Here is a 16,328-nt window from a genome sequence, read left to right as displayed (position 1 = left end):
CGCGATCAGGCATGCAGTCCCGGCGCTTCCTGTCCGGTGCGGGCGACATATTCGCTGTAACCGCCATCATACTGGTGGATACCGTCCGGTGTCAGTTCCAGTACCCGGTTGGACAGCGCGGACAGGAAATGCCGGTCATGCGATACGAACAGCATCGTACCCTCGTACTGGGCCAGCGCGTTGATGAGCATTTCCTTGGTTGCGATGTCCAGATGGTTGGTCGGTTCATCCAGCACCAGGAAATTGGGTGGGTCAAACAGCATCAGCGCCATGACCAGCCGGGCCTTTTCCCCGCCCGACAGCACGCGGCAGCTTTTGTCCACCTCATCGCCAGAAAAGCCGAAGCTGCCCGCAAGGGCGCGCAGTGATCCCTGACTGGCCAGTGGAAAGGCGTCATCCAGTGTCTCGAACACCGTGCGGCTTTCATCCAGCAGGTCCATGGCGTGCTGGGCGAAATAGCCCATTTTCACGCTGCCCCCCAGTGTGACCGTGCCCGCATCGGGCTGTGTCGTGCCCGTCACCAGCTTGAGCAGCGTGGACTTGCCCGCGCCGTTGACGCCAAGGATGCAGCACCGCTCCTTGCGCCGCACCAGCAGGTCAAGGTCGTGGTAGATGACGCGTTCGCCATACTGCTTGTCCACGCCACGCAGCTTGACCACGTCCTCGCCCGACCGGGGTGCGGGCGGAAAATCGAAACTTAGCGCCTGCCGCCGCTTGGGTGGTTCGACGCGGTCAATCTTTTCCAGTTTCTTTACACGGCTCTGAACCTGTGCCGCGTGGGAGGCGCGGGCCTTGAAGCGTTCGATGAAACTGATTTCCTTGGCCAGCGCCGCCTGCTGGCGGTCGAACTGGGCCTGCTGCTGCTTTTCGTTCTGGGCGCGCTGCTGTTCATAAAATTCGTAATCACCGGAAAAGCTGGTCAGGCTGCCGCCATCAATCTCGATCACCTTGTTGATGACGCGGTTCATGAAAGCCCGGTCATGCGATGTCATGAGCAGTGCGCCATCATAGCCCGCCAGAAACTGTTCCAGCCAGATCAGGCTTTCAAGGTCGAGATGGTTGCTCGGTTCATCCAGCAGCATGACATCGGGGCGCATGAGCAGGATGCGCGCAAGGGCCACGCGCATTTTCCACCCGCCCGAAAGCCGCCCCACGTCACCATCCATCATCTCCTGACTGAAACCAAGGCCGTGCAGCACCTCGCGCGCCTTGCTGTCCAGCGCGTAACCGCCCAGTTCTTCAAAACGGGCCTGCACCTCGCCAAAGCGTTCAAGGATGCTGTCAAGCTGGTCCATCTGTTCGGGATCGGCCATGGCGGCTTCCAGCGCCGACAGTTCGGCCGCGATTTCGGACACCGCGCCCGCGCCATCCATGACTTCGGCCACCGCGCTGCGTCCGGCCATTTCGCCCACGTCCTGACTGAAAAAACCGATGGTGGCCCCGCGATCGATCAGGATATTGCCCTCATCAGGCTCGTCCTGTCCCGTAATCATGCGGAACAGGGTGGTCTTGCCCGCCCCGTTGGGGCCGACCAGACCGATCTTCTCCCCCTTCTGCAGGGCGGCCGAGGCTTCGATGAAGACCAGACGCTGGCCATTATGCTTGGTGATGTTGTCTAGGCGAATCATGGAACCTCAGGCGGATGGAATGCCCGCGCACTTAATACGAACGCGCACGGAGCGTAAACCATGGCCCAACCGGCACTGAAAGACCGTTTTGAAACAAATCATTGATAAAATAATAAAAGTTTCCGGGCACCGCCTTTTTTCAAAAAGGCGGCGTTCCCTGAAGCTTTTTTCCAAAAAGTTTCACCAAAAGCCGCTTTTGATCTCAGCTGCTGCCATGATCTGTCTGTTTCAGACAGTCCCTGCACCAATTCGTATCATGCCGCCTTGGGCATGTCAGGACGCGGGACTGCTCCCGGCATTGGCATAGGCATATTTCCCGCCCCGCAGCACGGCGCGCTGGTAGGCGGGACGGTCATGGATGCGGCGCAGGAATGACCCCACATGGGGCCGGTTATCGGTGGCCCCGGCGCGTGCGGCGGCGGTCTCAAGCGGGAAGCTCATCTGGATGTCGGCTGCGGTAAGGTCATTGCCCACAAACCATTCATTTTCAGACAAGCTGCGTTCCCAGTAATCCATGTGCAGCTTGACCTGCGGATTGATGAACCGTGACTGCGCCCCGCAGGCGATCAGGAAAGCGAAGGGACGCAGCGGCATGGGCGCGCGCCTGGGCAGCAGCGCGAATATCAGCTTGAGCAGCAGCGGCGGCATGGCGGAGCCTTCCGCATAATGCAGCCAGTATATGAAGCGGGTGTATTCCGGCGTGTCCCGCGCGGGCGCCAGTCGGCCATTACCGTATTTATCAATGATGTATTCGATGATCGCCCCGCTTTCCGCCAGGGTTACGTTGCCATCCGTATCCGTTATGACCGGGGCCTTGCCCAGCGGGTGGATGGTGCGCAGGGATTTGGGGGCCATCATGGTCTTGGGGTCGCGTTTGTAAAACCGGATCTCGTAGGGGATTTCCAGTTCCTCCAGCAGCCACAGGATCCGTTGTGAACGTGAATTGTCCAGATGATGCACGGTAATCATGATACGCGGTCCTTCCATTTGGCAGGCGGCCCCGCCCGACAGGACCGTCGTGATGGACGACCAGTGGAACAGGAATGATGTGCCGGTCAGGGCATGCCAATGTTCTGCTAAGGGGCGTCCACGGCTTTGGTTCCCCTGCCATCACGTGACGGCAGGGCATATGCACACGAAAAAAAAGGCATATCCCCGCGACCGGTCGGGTCGGGAGACAGGCCTTCTGTCATGGGGAAACGGGACATGGCGGGATCGTTCAGGCTGCGTGGTCAAGCAGGCGATGCAGGCAGGCGGCCAGCACAACCGCCTCGTTATGCTGCGTGTCATGCGCACCATACAGCAGGGTCAGGGGGCCAGCGCGCGCCATGTCCAGCAACTGCTGCACCGGTTGGGGATTGGCCCGCAGTTCCGCGATATAGCGTTCCTGGAACCCGTCCCACCGGGACGGGTCATGGCCGAACCATTGTCGCAGGGCAGTACTGGGGGCAATGTCCTTCAGCCACAGCGTCAGGTCGGCGCGCTGTCTGCTGACCCCGCGGGGCCACAGCCGGTCCACCAGCACGCGGTGGCCGTCATCGGGTCGTGGCGGGTCGTAAACCCGCCTGACATGGATGGTGTGCGCCATGCTTACCCCACCAATGCCGCATCCGCCGCCGAACCGAAGAATTCGAAACGGATCTGACTTTCGGGCACGCCACCTGCCTTCAGCGTGGCGATGGTATCACGCATGAAGCCGTCGGGACCGCAGATATAATAGGTTGCGGCCCGGTCGATTTCCTGCGCAAGCCATGGTTGTGTCATGCGGCCTGCACGGGTGGTGACGCCCGTGACGTCCTGCGCCGGCAGCGGTGTTGCGCGGCTGTAGAACAGGTCGGCGCGCAGCATGCCCTTTGCAGCAAGGTCGCGGATATAGGGGCCAAAGGCTTCCGTTGCGGGCGTACGGGTGGTGTGGATGTAACGCACGCCCGTGGCCGCAGCCGCATCCAGCGCGCCCAGCATGGAAATGAATGGCGTCAGGCCAGAACCCGCGCTGAGGAATACGATGGGTGCGGAGGTCGGGTTGCCCAGCGTGAAATCACCCGCCGGTGCGGAAACCTGCAGCACCGTGCCCTCTTGCACGCTGTCATGCAGCCAGTCGGATACCACGCCATTGTCGATACGGCGGACGCTGATGCGGTAGGCATGTGAACCGGGGGCGGAGGAAATGCTGTAATTGCGTCGTTCCGAGCCATATCCCGGCACGTCGAGGTGGAAGCTGAGATACTGTCCCGGCACATGGCGCATGACGGGCTTGCCATCGACGGGCGCCAGTTCGAAGGAGGTAACGGTCTCACTTTCCACCGTGCGGCGGCTGACACGGAAGGGACGCCAGCCAACCCAGCCACCGGGGGCCGCGGCATGGGCCACGTAAATCTGTTCTTCCCGCCCGATCAGGATTTCAGCCAGGAACCAGTAGGCCTTGTCCCACGCATCCATGATATCGGGTGTTGCCGCATCCCCCAGCACGTGGGCGATGGCGCCCAGCAGGGCATCGGCAACATAGGGGTAGTGTTCAGGCAGGATGTTCAGCCCGACATGCTTTTCCGCAATGCGTTCGACCGCACCGGCCATGGCGCCAAGGTTGTCGATGTTGCGGGCATAGGCCAGCACCGCAAGTGCCAGCGCCCTTGGCTGTTCCCCATCCTTCTGGTGCGAAATGTTGAACAGGTCACGAATGTCCGGATTGGCCAGCAGGCGGCGGTACATTTCCGTCGTGATCGCCAGGCCGTGTGCTTCCAGCGCGGGCACGCAGGCCTTGATGATGCTGCGGGTCCTGTCATCCAGAGGTGATGCCATGTTCGGGATCCTTTAAAGATGTTTAATATCCACATCTTTAAAGCCCATCAAAAAGATGTCAACGATACGCATCTTTAAGGACGCACATATTTCTTATGCATGATCTGTATTTCCGGAACCTGCATGGTGGCGTTCGGGTAGCGGTGTAATTGACAGTGATAATAAATCGCATAACATGCGCGCGTTATGGGAGTGTGCCGTATGCGTTATCTAAGCGTTCTGTCATGTGCCGGGCTTGCGGTACTCATGCTTGCACCGACGGCAAGGGCGATGGATCCCGTACACCTGGAGGTAAAGGACCACCATTTCACCCCTGATCACATTACGGTCCCGGCGGGGCAGCGTTTCCTGATCATGCTGGACAACCATGATGACACGACGGATGAATTCGAAAGCTACGACCTGAAATTCGAGAAGATCGTGGTCTCCGGCGGCACGATCACCGTCCATGCGGGGCCATTACACCCCGGCACCTACAAATTCTTTGATGACTATCACCCCGATCAGGCGACGGGCACCGTCACCGTGACACAGGAGCCCTGAGAATGCTGGGAAGTCTGCTGATCGTCTTTCGTGAAGTCATGGAAGCGGGACTGATCGTGGGTATCGTGCTGGCGGCGACACAGGGCATTCCCGGGCGCGGGCGCTGGGTTGCCGGTGGCATTGCCGCGGGTGTGGCGGGGGCTGCGATCGTGGCCGTATTCGCGGGCAGCCTGTCCGCGGCCCTGTCGGGCAATGGGCAGGACGTGTTTTCCGCCACCATCCTGTGTATCGCGGTGCTGATGCTGGGCTGGCATACGGTGTGGATGACCCGCCACGGACGCGAAATGGCGGGGGAGATGAAGACGCTGGGGGCGGAGGTCGTGTCCGGTGAACGCTCGCTGGCCGCCATGTCCGTCGTTGTCGCCGTGGCCGTGCTGCGCGAAGGGGTGGAGGTCGTGCTGTTCCTTTACGGCATCGCGGTCTCGACCCATTCCGGACCGGTGGCCATGCTGACCGGGGGCGCGCTGGGCATTGCGGCGGGGGCGGCGCTGTCGTGGCTGTTGTACCGGGGGCTGATCGTCATTCCACTCAGCCGGCTGTTCAGTGTGACGGGACTGCTGATTGCCTTTCTGGCGGCGGGCATGGCCAGCCAGGCGGCGGGCCTGCTGGCGGGGGATGACCTGATCCCCGCGCTTGGCTACGAGGTATGGGATACATCATGGCTGCTGTCCGATGGCAGCATGGTCGGGCGTGCGGCCAAGGCGCTACTGGGTTATTCCGACCGGCCCATGGGGGTGCAGGTCATCACATGGGCAGTGACGCTGGCGGCCATGATCATCGCGACCCGCCTTGTGCGCGGGCGGCCTGCCGCCCGTGCCTGACGGGTGGCCCTAGCCGCGCAGGGCAAGGCGGCCAATGGCGGGATCATCGGTAAAGAAGCCATCCAGCCCCATATCCAGATAATGCCGGATTTCCGCGATGGATCCCTGCGGGTTACGTGCAGTGTCGCCTGCGTCATTGCGCAGGTGGGTGGGCAGGAAGTGGTTTTCGGGCCGGAAGGTATAGGAATGCACCAGCAGGCCCGCACGGTGCGCATCATCTATCAGCGATGTTGGTGCCCGCCATGCGCCGGTTGCGTCACGCGGTATGATGTCCGCATTGGACGGACCGATCACATCCGCATAATCCCGCACGCGGCGTAAACCCTCAGCGGTCATGAGATCGCCAAAGGTGACGGGACTGGCGGTACCCACCGTGTCGGGAACATGTTCGGTGCGTTCGCCCATCAGCAGCATCAGGCGCGCCTGCGTGTTGATTGCCTGCACCCGCCCGTGCAGCAGGCGCAGGGGGCTGATTTCAAAGGACTGGACCTCCAGCGGGCAGTAGCGGGTATATTCGTGCGCCCCGATGGTGTGCAGGAACGTCTCCTCCGGTACAAAGCCAAGCTGGTGGAAATGCGTGGCGTTCTTGATTTCGGGGATCAGCCCGATCATGCGTCCGCGGGTTGCGGCTTCGGCTGCAACGAAATCGATGATTTCCTCGAAGGTCGGAATATCAAAATGCCCGTCATAGCGCGTGTTGGCCGCGCGTATGTCGGGCAGACGTTCACGCGCGCGCAGGGTCTTGAGTTCGGCCAGTGTGAAATCCGTGGTGAACCATCCGGTTTCGCTCACGCCGTCAATGGTCTGTGTGCGTCGGCGCATGGCGAATTCCGGGTGGCTGGCCACATCCGTGGTGCCGGTAATATGGCTTTCATGGCGGGCGACCAGCACGCCGTCCTTTGTGGGTACAAGGTCGGGTTCGATATAATCCGCGCCATCCGCGATTGCCCTGGCATAGGCGGCCAGCGTGTGTTCGGGCCGCAGGGCGGACGCGCCACGATGCGCCATGACGCAGGGCAGGGGTGCCAGTGACGGGGCGGCGAAAGCCCGGCGTGCTGTCATGGCCGCCATGCCCGACAGGGCGCCTGTCATGATCAGTCTGCGTGTCAGCATGAATCCCGTTCCGGCCTGTTGTGTGACAACAGTCGGAGAAGATCATGTGCAGTGCAATGGGATTTGCAATGTCATTGACCCTGGGGGCGTGTGGGTATCCGGTAGGGAATATCCGTGTCACGGACCTGTATTATCGGGACAGGGCAGGGTCTTGTTCCGGAAGATGAACGCCCGTTGCCTGAAAAGCTTCATATATTGCCGGTTCCTGAATGAATAAATGATACAGGTATGGCAATACATGGCAGTTCATATCGTCTGGATGTGGTTATCTTGTCGCGGACAAGTAATGATGCAGGGCATATGCATGTTTTTCATGTTCTGTCGGGTATTGTTTCCGCCCCGGTGGCGTCCTGCATGGGATGGCATAAATGATATGTGACCGACTTTGCAATGCGTGGCATATTAATGGGGCAGATGTCTTTACAAAACATGTCTGTATAACGGTTTTGCCGCTTTTACTCGCTGAACGTGAATCTGCTATACGTTAATATGGGAGTATAAAAGGTTGCAGACCCGGCGTAAGTGGCGGTATCGGTGATGGCATTATTGCATCCCGCACGGTCATGCCTGTTTTCCGGCATTCCTGCTGGACCAACATGCATGAGAGGCGACGCCAGATGGCTGCAGACCAGCCCAGTTTTCCCACCAGTATCCACCTGTCCACCCCCAATGCCATGCGGATGAACCGCGCATTGCGCATGTCGCGTCGTGACATGCTGCTGGGTGCGATGGGGGCCGCTGCCGTAGTGTTTGGCGCGGGCCGGGGCATTGCCGCCACCCCTGATGCGGAGGCGCAGGATGCGGTCGCACCGCTGTTCCTTGCGCTTTCGCGCCGCCTGACCGACCGCGAGGTGCTGGATGACCGTATCAGCAGCGCGCTGTATGCCCGTATCATCAAGGCAACGCCCGAACGCCGTGACCAGATACAGAAGCTGCATGACCTGATGGCAGGCGGCAAATTCGACAGCGCCCGCGAACTGGCTAAAGCTGCCGAACATAGCGACGCCGCGTTCAAGGACGTCATTCATGACATCATGACGGCATGGTACCGTGGTGTTGCCGATGAAAAGGTGGTTGTGTACCGATCCGCGCTGATGTTCGACATCACCAAGGATGCCATCTATCCCAAGACCTACGCTGCGGGCGGGCCGTTCTACTGGACCCAGACCCCACCGGAAGTGGCCGTTCCAACTGGCGAACCTGCCCTTTCGCCTTCGAAATTCGTTGTAGAACCCACCTGATATCCGGAGCATCCTCCATGCCTTCCGAACAAGACCTTTCCGCAGACGTCGTGATCGTCGGATCCGGCGTCGCCGGCAGTTCCATTGCCAATGAACTGGCGCGCGCGGGTATTTCCGTCATCGTGCTGGAAGCCGGCCCCCGTGTCGACCGCCAGCATTTTGTCGATAATTTCCGTAACCTGGAAAACAAGCCCTCCTATCAGGGGCCGTTTCCCTGCGTGCCCTGGGCCGAACATCCACCCAACCAGATAACGCCGAACAAGTACCTGCACACGACCGGACCGGATGCCGAAGCCTACCAGCAGGTCTACCTGCGCATGATGGGTGGCACGACATGGCACTGGGCCGGGTGCGCGTGGCGTTACCTGCCGTCGGACTTTGAACTGAAGACCCGTTATGGACAGGGCCGTGACTGGGCGCTGAAATATGACGACCTCGAGCCGTTCTATTACCAGGCCGAGGTCATGATGGGCGTCTGTGGCCCGGATCCGGCGGTGGAAGATCTTGGTTCGCCGCGCAGGCAGCCCTATCCGATGGATGCGCTGCCCATTTCCTATGCCGCGGAGCAGTTTCGCGCCCTGATCCGTGAGAAGACCCCGTATCGCGTCGTGCATGAACCACAGGCCCGCAACACGCGGCCCTATGACAACCGCCCGACCTGCGAGGGGCATAACAACTGCATGCCGATCTGCCCCATCGGGGCGATGTATAACGGCAGTTATTCCGTCTACCATGCCGAAGCGGCGGGTGCGAAGTTCGTTCCCAACGCGGTGGTGTACCGGATCGAACGTGACAGCGCGAACAAGCGTGTCACCGCCGTGCATTATTACGACCCTGAAAAGGGATCGCACCGTGTGACCGGCAAGTATTTCGTCATTGCGGCGCACTGCATCGAAACCGCGAAGCTCATGCTGTACTCGGCCGATGAACAGAGCCCCGACGGCATCGCCAACAGTTCCGGCCATGTCGGCCGCAACATGATGGACCATACCGGCGTACAGGTCACGTTCATCAGTGGTGACAAGGCGCTGTGGCCCGGCCGTGGCCCGCTTGAAACCAACGTGATCGATAACTTCCGTGATGGTGACTGGCGTAACGAACGTGGCGCGTACCTGGTGCACATGGTTGATGACAACCAGGTGGACCTTGCAACCGCGCTTGCCATTTCCAAGGGGTATGTCGGCAAGGAACTGGAGGAGCAGATCCGCTATCTTGCTTCCCATACCGTGCGGCTGTTCAGCCATAACGAAGGGCTGGCCGATCCCGACAACCGGCTGACCCTGAGTGCCACATACAAGGACGCGCTGGGCATTCCCCACCCGGAAGTCTATTACAAGCTGCCTGAATATACGGTGAAAAGCTGCGAACACACCCGTGGGCTGTTCAAGGACCTGATCGGTCTCATGCATGGCACGGATGAACAGTGGACACCGGGTTACTTCCCGCAGGACCATCCCGCCGGCAGTACCATCATGGGCACCGACCCCAAGGATTCCGTGGTTGACGGCTTCTGTCGCACACATGACCACGAAAACCTGTTCATCGCGAGTTCGTCCGTTTTCTCATCGGTCGGAACCGGCAACATCACCCTGACGGTCGCAGCACTTGCCTTGCGTGTTGCCGATACACTTAAAAAAGAACTGACCCATGCCTGACGTTAAACGCAAGATCCTGTGGTCGGTTCTGGTCACGGGCACGGCCCTTGCTTCGCTGTCTGCAACGCCTGCGCGGGCGGATGATCCTGCTGCGCCCCCGCCGGCTGCAACATCGGCGGCACCCCCGGCGACCCCGGCAGCCGCCCCTGCAGCGGATCTTATGGCGCGTGGCGAATATATCGCGACGGCCGGTGACTGTGTTGCCTGTCATACCGCGCCGGGGGGCAAGCCCTTTGCCGGGGGGCTGCGCATCACCACGCCCATGGGTGACGTCGTTTCGACCAACATCACGCCGGACCCTGATCATGGCATCGGGAAATATACGGAAGAGGATTTCGAAAAGGCCGTGCGCCATGGCCTGCGCCGTGATGGCAGCCGCCTTTATCCCGCAATGCCGTATGTATCCTATTCCGGCATGACGGATGATGACGTGAAGGCCATGTATGCCTGGTTCATGCATGGGGTGAAGCCGGTGGCCGTAACGCCGCCGGTAACGGAACTGAACTTCCCCGCCAACTTGCGTATCACCATGGCGGTGTGGAACCTTGTCGCGGGCAGTGTCGCGCCTGAAACCGGGGATTCCGCCACGTATGACAAGATGCGCCGTGGCAAGTATCTGGCCAACGCCCTTGAACATTGCGGAACCTGCCATACGCCACGCAACATGATGTTGAGCGAGAAGGAAGACAGCTACCTTGCCGGTGCGCCCCTTCTGGGCTGGTATGCACCCAACATTACCTCAAGCAAGACAAGCGGCATCGGCAACTGGAGTGAAGATGACCTGGTCGCCTATCTCAAGACCGGTCATGTCGCCGGTCTGAGCCAGGCCGCGGGACCGATGGGCGAGGCGGTTGAACACAGCACCAGCCACCTGACCGATGATGACATGCATGCCCTTGCTGCCTACATCCTTCAGGTCCCGGCCAAGGAAGATGAGGCCGAGCATGGCCCACGTGAAGCATTCGGGCAGGCGCTTGACGTGCCGGATATCCGTTCGGGCGAACTGACCCGGATCGACAAGCTTGATGAAATGACCGGCCCGCATATTTATGATGCGAACTGTGCGGCCTGTCATGGGGGTAACGGCGCGGGCACCAGTGACCATTACGCGCCGTCGCTGTTCCATAATTCGGTTGTGGGGTCCGCACATCCAGATGACCTGATCATGACGGTCCTGAACGGTGTGGACCGGACGGCGGGCGGCCTGCATGCCTACATGCCCGGCTTTGACCATGGTTCCGATGTGCAGCGGCTGAGCAATACCGAGGTCGCGGCCCTGGTCAATTACGTGACCGCCACGTTCGGCAGCGGCGACCATGGGGTGACACCGGACCAGGTCGAAAAGATGCGCAAGCAGCTTCCCAAGACGCCGTAACAGGATACGAAATCCCGGCAGGCCTGATAACGCTGCATGATATGGCGTAAGGGCTGCCGGGGTTTTCTGTATATCTGTTTGGAAACAAATTATTGCTAATAAAAAATAAAAGTTTTGGGTGCCCCCTTTTTTTAAAGGCGACATTCTTCAAAGCTTTTAAAAAAAAGCTTCACCAAAAACTTTCTTATGATTTCAGACTATTTTCAGGTCTGACTGATTCAGACAGCCCCATACAGATCGTGTGACCCAACAGGATTGGTCCTGACGGCCTGATCTCCTGTTGTGCCGTATACATGGATGCATGGCGCCAACCTGTAGTGCGCATGAACCATGTATTTCATAGGGCTGGCAGCGTCTGTTTTTATGTAACTGGATCAGTTTACATAAAATTGGAACGGATAATTATTTCTTATTGTAAAAGGGTGTCTGGCGAAAGGAAGCCGGACAGGCCACTGGCTGCCCTGCGGGTCAGCCAGTGGCGCGGCCTGTGTTCATGACAGGCCGCGTGTCTGGAGATAGTGACCCGATCAGAACGGGGTGTCGATATCCACGACATCAATCAGCTTGTGATTGACGAATTCCTTGATGCCAAGACCGATCAGTTCGCGGCCGTAGCCCGAACGGGCGACACCGCCGAAGGGCAGGTCGGCCTTCACCATGGTCGGGTGGTTGACGTACACCATGCCGGTATAGATCTGTTCAGCCACCTTCACGCCGCGCTGGGTGTCGCGCGTAAAGACAGCACCGCCCAGACCGTAGGGGGAGTCATTGGCGATACGGATGGCGTCCGCATCATCCTTCGCACGGTACAGCTGGGTGACCGGGCCAAAGAATTCCCAGTGACGGGCTTCATTGTCCTTGTGCAGGTTGGTCATCAGCAGCGGACGGAAGAACGCACCCTTTTCGGGTACCGGCGCGCCGATTGTTTCAACAACCGCACCATGCTTCTTGGCTTCTTCAACCTGCGCCATCAGGTCGTCAGCCGCTTTCTGCGATGACAGCGGTGCCAGCGTGGTGGCCGGGTCCATCGGGTCGCCAGCCTTCAGTTCGGCAACGCCCTTCTTGTACAGTTCGACAAACCTGTCATAGATGGCATCGGCCACGATCAGGCGCTTGGCGGACACACAGACCTGGCCAGCGTTCCAGTGACGACCGAACACGGCCCATTTGACGGTCTTTTCCAGATCGGCGTCATCCAGCACCACGAAGGCGTCGGAACCACCCAGTTCCATGGTGGACTTCTTCAGCGCCTTGGCCGCGACACCTGCGATGATGGTGCCCGCACCTTCGGAACCGGTCAGGGCAACACCACAGACGCGCGGGTCGCTCAGGATCATTTCCGTGTGGTGGCGCGCGGCGTACAGGTTGCGGAACCCACCCTTGGGCAGGCCGGCTTCCGCCATCAGGCTGTCGAAAGCAGCCGCGCACTGCGGCACGTTGGAAGCGTGCTTGAGCAGCACCGTGTTCCCGGCCGAAAGCTGCGGCGCGATGATGCGGGCGATCTGGTAGTACGGGAAGTTCCACGGCTCGATCGCAAAGACAATGCCCTGCGGCTGGTGGATCAGGATGGCGTCGCCTTCCTTCGGATCCGCGACCGGCAGTTTTTCCGGCGCCAGCAGGCGTTCGGCATGCGTTGCGTAGTATTCAAAGATTTCGGCCGACAGGATGGTCTCGGCCTTCGCCTCGGCAAAGGTCTTGCCCATTTCCAGCGTCGCCAGGCGGGCGTATTTGTCGATATCGCGGCGCAGGATCTGGCCTGCCGCCGTCATGACCTTCGCGCGTTCGGCAAAGGATGTATGCCGCCAGGTCTTGAAAACATCATATGCTTCGGTCAGTGCGGTCTGGACTTCCTGATCCGTGGCATTGGGAAACGTCTCGAGCGTCTCGCCAGTATAAGGGTTGGTCGTAGCGTAAGCCATTGGCAGTAGGTTCCTCAGAGTTTCGTCAAGAAGTATATATTTCACCAGCAGGCGTGCAAGAATCGTTTCAGGTATCACCAACCCTTGAAACGTGCAAAAAATCATTGTCCCGCATGGTTGCGGAATACGCCGGACAGTGGAAATCTGCCGGTTTTCCGCGGTTAGATCAGTGATCGGTCCCGGCAGGCGTGGAATTGTAAAATGGAGTTCATTCCACAACCCCAACGGGCATATGGGATCAGACGGGCAGGGGACGACCCAGGCGCTGGCGTTCCTGGTCCGTTATGACATCAGCAAGCGTATAGTGGTCCATGACGGCGATAAAGGAACCCAGCGCTTCCCCCAGTACGCCCCGCAGGCGACAGACATCCGCCAGGATGCAGCTGGTGGCCTTGCTGTCTGCCTCCGCAGGGTGCATGCATGTGACCAGCGCCATGTCTTCTTCCGTATGGCGCACCACGTCCCCCAGCACGATGGCGCTTGCCGGCCGTCCCAGCTTCAGGCCGCCATTACGGCCCCGGATGGTTTCGACAAAGCCGGCCTGACCCAGCTTGTGTATGATCTTGACCAGATGGTTTTCCGAAATGCCATAGGCCTGCGCCACTTCACGGATGGACGTCAGGCGATCCGTATGGATCCCCAGATAGATCAGTGTCCGCAGGGCGTAATCTGTATGCAGGGTCAGGCGCATGGAAGAAGATATATACGATCTGCATATTTTTTTCCAGACCCGGGAGCAAGATAACCCGACAGGTTTCTGTTCCGTTCCGGGTTATTCGGGGGTGATGAAATCCTGTAGGGATCATTCTGGCCCGAAACCTGCGGCACAATGCAAAGGCAGGGCAGGATATCCCTGATATAGCCGGAAACATATCGCCCGTGGAAAAAATACCCCGACTGATCCAGTCCATCGAACGTTCAGCCGCCATCCTGGAAATCATTGCACAGAAGGGTGGTTGCGCAAGGCTGCAGGACATTGCCGCGATATCGGGACTGGGCAAGACGACGGCGCACAACATCCTCCAGACCCTTGACCATCTGGGATATGTGCAGCGCAGGCATGGGGACGTGCGCTACCATCTGGGGGGGCGTATCCTGAACCTTGCGCGCATCGCGGGCGACGACAATGTCCTGCGTGCGCGGTTGCGCCCCGTCATGCAGGCGATTGCACGGGACAGTGGCATGACCGTCTATCTGGCCGTGCCCAGTGGGGACGAAGCGGCCTATCTGGAGGTGTTCGAAAGCCATGACGGGACAGCCGATGGCAGGCCGCCGCTGCATGAACAGCTTGAAGGTTCCGCGGTGGGGCTGGTGTTCCTTGCGTTTGTGCCTGGCCTGCGCAAGCGGGTCATGGCGACCCGCGTTGGCGCGCTGGATGCCCGGACCCTGACCCGGATCGAGGCGGTCAGGGTAAAAGGCTACGCGATTGATATCGGGGCCTGCCGCCCCGGCTGGAACTGTGTCGCCATTCCATGGCGTGAACGGGGGGAAGTCCGCGCCAGCATCGGCCTGACCGGCCCGGCATCCCGTCTGTCCCGCACCCGTCTTGCGCAACTGGGGTGGATGATGATGCGGTATGTGGAACAGGTGTCAGTTCAACAATGTTGAAGAAATGGCGCGGTCACGTCTTTGCATGTTTCATTCCGCAGGCGTGTGTCTAACCTGTCCTTATTCTTCGCAAGACAGAGGGTTTTTTACCGTGCAGCTTTCCCATGCCATGTCCCTGCTTGACGCCGCCCGGTCCGAGGCGGAACATCTGGGTGTCAGCGTCAGTATTTCCATCGTGGATGCGGCAGCGTGGCCCATGGCCTTCATCCGTATGGATGGCTGTCCGCTTGGCGCGATCGAGGTCAGCCAGAAGAAGGCCCGCACGGCCGTCCTGTTCCAGATGGACAGCGCCGTATTCGGCACGATCGCGCATCCCGATGGTGCGGCCTACAGCCTGGAAAACACCAATGGTGGCCTGACCAGCTTCGGTGGCGGTGTCGTGCTGAAGGGGGCGGATGGCGTCGTGCTGGGCGCGATCGGCGTGTCGGGCGCCAGTACGGAAGATGACATTGCCATTGCCCGTGCCGCCACGCAGCCTGCCGCCTGATTGCCCTTTTTGGATGGTACGTCATGTCAGATAACACGCAGCCCGGGGGCGCGATCACGCAGGTCGCACCCCCGCATGGGAAAACCGCCGCTTTCTTCATCCTCACATTTGGCACATTTGTCGTGGGGACGGGGGAATTCGCCATCATGGGCATGCTGCCGGAATTCGCCGGGTCCCTCAGATTGTCCGTGGCCGATGCCGGTTATGTCATTACCGCCTATGCGCTGGGTGTGGTGATCGGTGCGCCGCTCATCACCATTCTGGGCGCGCGGCTTTCGCGGCGTGAACTGCTGCTGGTGCTGCTGCTGCTGTTCTGTTTCGGGAATATCCTGAGCATTGTCATGCCGACGCCCGGACTGGTGGAGGTCGCGCGTTTCATTACCGGCTTGCCGCATGGGGCACTATTCGGGATTTCCGCACTGGTTGGCGCATCCATGGTGGAACGCGCGCGACGGGGCTGGGCCGTGGGGCGGGTGCTGTCGGGTATCGCCATTGCGACCCTGATCGGTGCGCCGTTTTCAACATTCGCCGCCAATCACCTGGGCTGGCGTATGGCGTATCTTACGATCGCCATTCTTGGTTTCGTCACGTTCCTGGGGGTGTGGCGCTACATTCCCGCCGATCAGCCAAACCGGCAGAATTCTCCCTTCCGGGAAGTCAGCGCCATGGGCAATGCGCAGGTGCTGCTGACATTGCTGACCGCGGCCATCGGCTTTGGCGGCATGTTTACGATCTATACCTACCTGACCAGTGTGCTGCAGAATGTGACCCACGTGCCCGAATGGGAATCCATGGTGTATATGGTGGTATGGGGCGCGGGCATGCTGGCGGGTGCCAATGCGGGCGCATGGCTGGTGGACCGCAACCTTGACCTTGCCGCACTGATCGCGCTGGCGGGCAGTGCCATGGCCATGCTGGTATTTCCCTATATCCTGCACAGCCAGATCGCGCTGATGGCTGACGTGTTCCTGGTGCCAACCTTTGTCAATGCGCTTGGGCCTGCGTTGCAGACGCGCCTGATGGATTTTGCCGGGGATGCGCAGACGCTTGCGGCCTCCCTCAATCATTCCGCGTTCAATATCGCCAATGCCGTGGGGGCGGCCGGGGGCAGTTTTCTGCTGGCACGACAGTTCGGTTAT

15 protein-coding genes are annotated in these 16,328 nt (G+C 59.9%); 8 read left to right on the top strand and 7 right to left on the bottom strand.

The window, feature by feature from the left end:
* Positions 1-5 precede the first annotated feature (5 nt).
* The 4 genes from F1542_RS08190 to hmpA form a co-directional block, all read right to left on the bottom strand.
* Positions 6-1,628, bottom strand: coding sequence for an ABC-F family ATP-binding cassette domain-containing protein (locus F1542_RS08190; protein ID WP_193732600.1), 1,623 nt, complete (start codon positions 1,626-1,628; stop codon positions 6-8).
* A gap of 273 nt (positions 1,629-1,901) precedes the next feature.
* Complete coding sequence (locus F1542_RS08185) at positions 1,902-2,597, bottom strand: glutathione S-transferase family protein (RefSeq protein ID WP_193732599.1); 696 nt, start codon at positions 2,595-2,597, stop codon at positions 1,902-1,904.
* Between the two features lie 250 nt (positions 2,598-2,847).
* Entirely contained in the window at positions 2,848-3,216 is a 369-nt protein-coding gene (locus F1542_RS08180; protein WP_193732598.1) for a DUF488 domain-containing protein, read from the bottom strand.
* Positions 3,217-3,218: 2 nt separating this feature from the next.
* Positions 3,219-4,427: an NO-inducible flavohemoprotein gene (gene hmpA / locus F1542_RS08175; RefSeq protein ID WP_193732597.1), complete on the bottom strand. Its 1,209-nt coding sequence runs from the start codon at positions 4,425-4,427 to the stop codon at positions 3,219-3,221.
* A gap of 246 nt (positions 4,428-4,673) precedes the next feature.
* Here hmpA and F1542_RS08170 point away from each other — a divergent pair, with 246 nt between their 5' ends.
* Together F1542_RS08170 and F1542_RS08165 are read left to right on the top strand one after the other, a co-directional pair.
* On the top strand, positions 4,674-4,970 hold the full coding sequence (locus F1542_RS08170) for a cupredoxin domain-containing protein (RefSeq protein WP_408886245.1): 297 nt from the start codon (positions 4,674-4,676) through the stop codon (positions 4,968-4,970).
* 2 nt (positions 4,971-4,972) lie between these two features.
* Positions 4,973-5,791: an FTR1 family protein gene (locus F1542_RS08165; protein ID WP_193732595.1), complete on the top strand. Its 819-nt coding sequence runs from the start codon at positions 4,973-4,975 to the stop codon at positions 5,789-5,791.
* 9 nt (positions 5,792-5,800) lie between these two features.
* On the opposite strand, the gene F1542_RS08160 is transcribed toward F1542_RS08165, so the two are convergent.
* A complete protein-coding gene (locus F1542_RS08160) occupies positions 5,801-6,904 on the bottom strand; it encodes a glycerophosphodiester phosphodiesterase family protein (protein ID WP_193732594.1) in 1,104 nt (367 codons plus the stop codon).
* Between the two features lie 617 nt (positions 6,905-7,521).
* On the opposite strand from F1542_RS08160, the gene F1542_RS08155 reads away from it, so the two are divergent.
* The 3 genes from F1542_RS08155 to F1542_RS08145 are packed head-to-tail and all read left to right on the top strand — an operon-like array spanning position 7,522 to position 11,175.
* The gene (locus F1542_RS08155) at positions 7,522-8,145 is read left to right on the top strand and encodes a sorbitol dehydrogenase family protein (protein ID WP_227672574.1); all 624 of its coding nucleotides are present in this window, start codon (positions 7,522-7,524) and stop codon (positions 8,143-8,145) included.
* Between the two features lie 17 nt (positions 8,146-8,162).
* Positions 8,163-9,800, top strand: coding sequence for a GMC family oxidoreductase (locus tag F1542_RS08150; RefSeq protein WP_193732592.1), 1,638 nt, complete (start codon positions 8,163-8,165; stop codon positions 9,798-9,800).
* On the top strand, positions 9,793-11,175 hold the full coding sequence (locus tag F1542_RS08145; protein WP_193732591.1) for a cytochrome c: 1,383 nt from the start codon (positions 9,793-9,795) through the stop codon (positions 11,173-11,175). The genes F1542_RS08150 and F1542_RS08145 overlap by 8 nt, the downstream gene beginning before the upstream one ends.
* Before the next feature lie 527 nt (positions 11,176-11,702).
* On the opposite strand, the gene F1542_RS08140 is transcribed toward F1542_RS08145, so the two are convergent.
* Positions 11,703-13,094: an NAD-dependent succinate-semialdehyde dehydrogenase gene (locus F1542_RS08140; protein WP_193732590.1), complete on the bottom strand. Its 1,392-nt coding sequence runs from the start codon at positions 13,092-13,094 to the stop codon at positions 11,703-11,705.
* A gap of 238 nt (positions 13,095-13,332) precedes the next feature.
* A complete protein-coding gene (locus F1542_RS08135; RefSeq protein WP_193732589.1) occupies positions 13,333-13,785 on the bottom strand; it encodes an Rrf2 family transcriptional regulator in 453 nt (150 codons plus the stop codon).
* Positions 13,786-13,973: 188 nt separating this feature from the next.
* Between F1542_RS08135 and F1542_RS08130 the strand changes: the two genes are divergently transcribed.
* The 3 genes from F1542_RS08130 to F1542_RS08120 form a co-directional block, all read left to right on the top strand.
* A complete protein-coding gene (locus F1542_RS08130; protein ID WP_408886244.1) occupies positions 13,974-14,702 on the top strand; it encodes an IclR family transcriptional regulator in 729 nt (242 codons plus the stop codon).
* Between the two features lie 91 nt (positions 14,703-14,793).
* Positions 14,794-15,189: a heme-binding protein gene (locus tag F1542_RS08125; protein WP_193732588.1), complete on the top strand. Its 396-nt coding sequence runs from the start codon at positions 14,794-14,796 to the stop codon at positions 15,187-15,189.
* A gap of 23 nt (positions 15,190-15,212) precedes the next feature.
* On the top strand, positions 15,213-16,328 hold a 1,116-nt coding region (locus tag F1542_RS08120; protein ID WP_193732587.1), incomplete at its 3' end, for an MFS transporter.

This window comes from Komagataeibacter sp. FXV3 (assembly GCF_015155755.1).
Taxonomy (GTDB): domain Bacteria; phylum Pseudomonadota; class Alphaproteobacteria; order Acetobacterales; family Acetobacteraceae; genus Komagataeibacter.
This window is presented reverse-complemented; position numbering and strand designations above follow the sequence as displayed.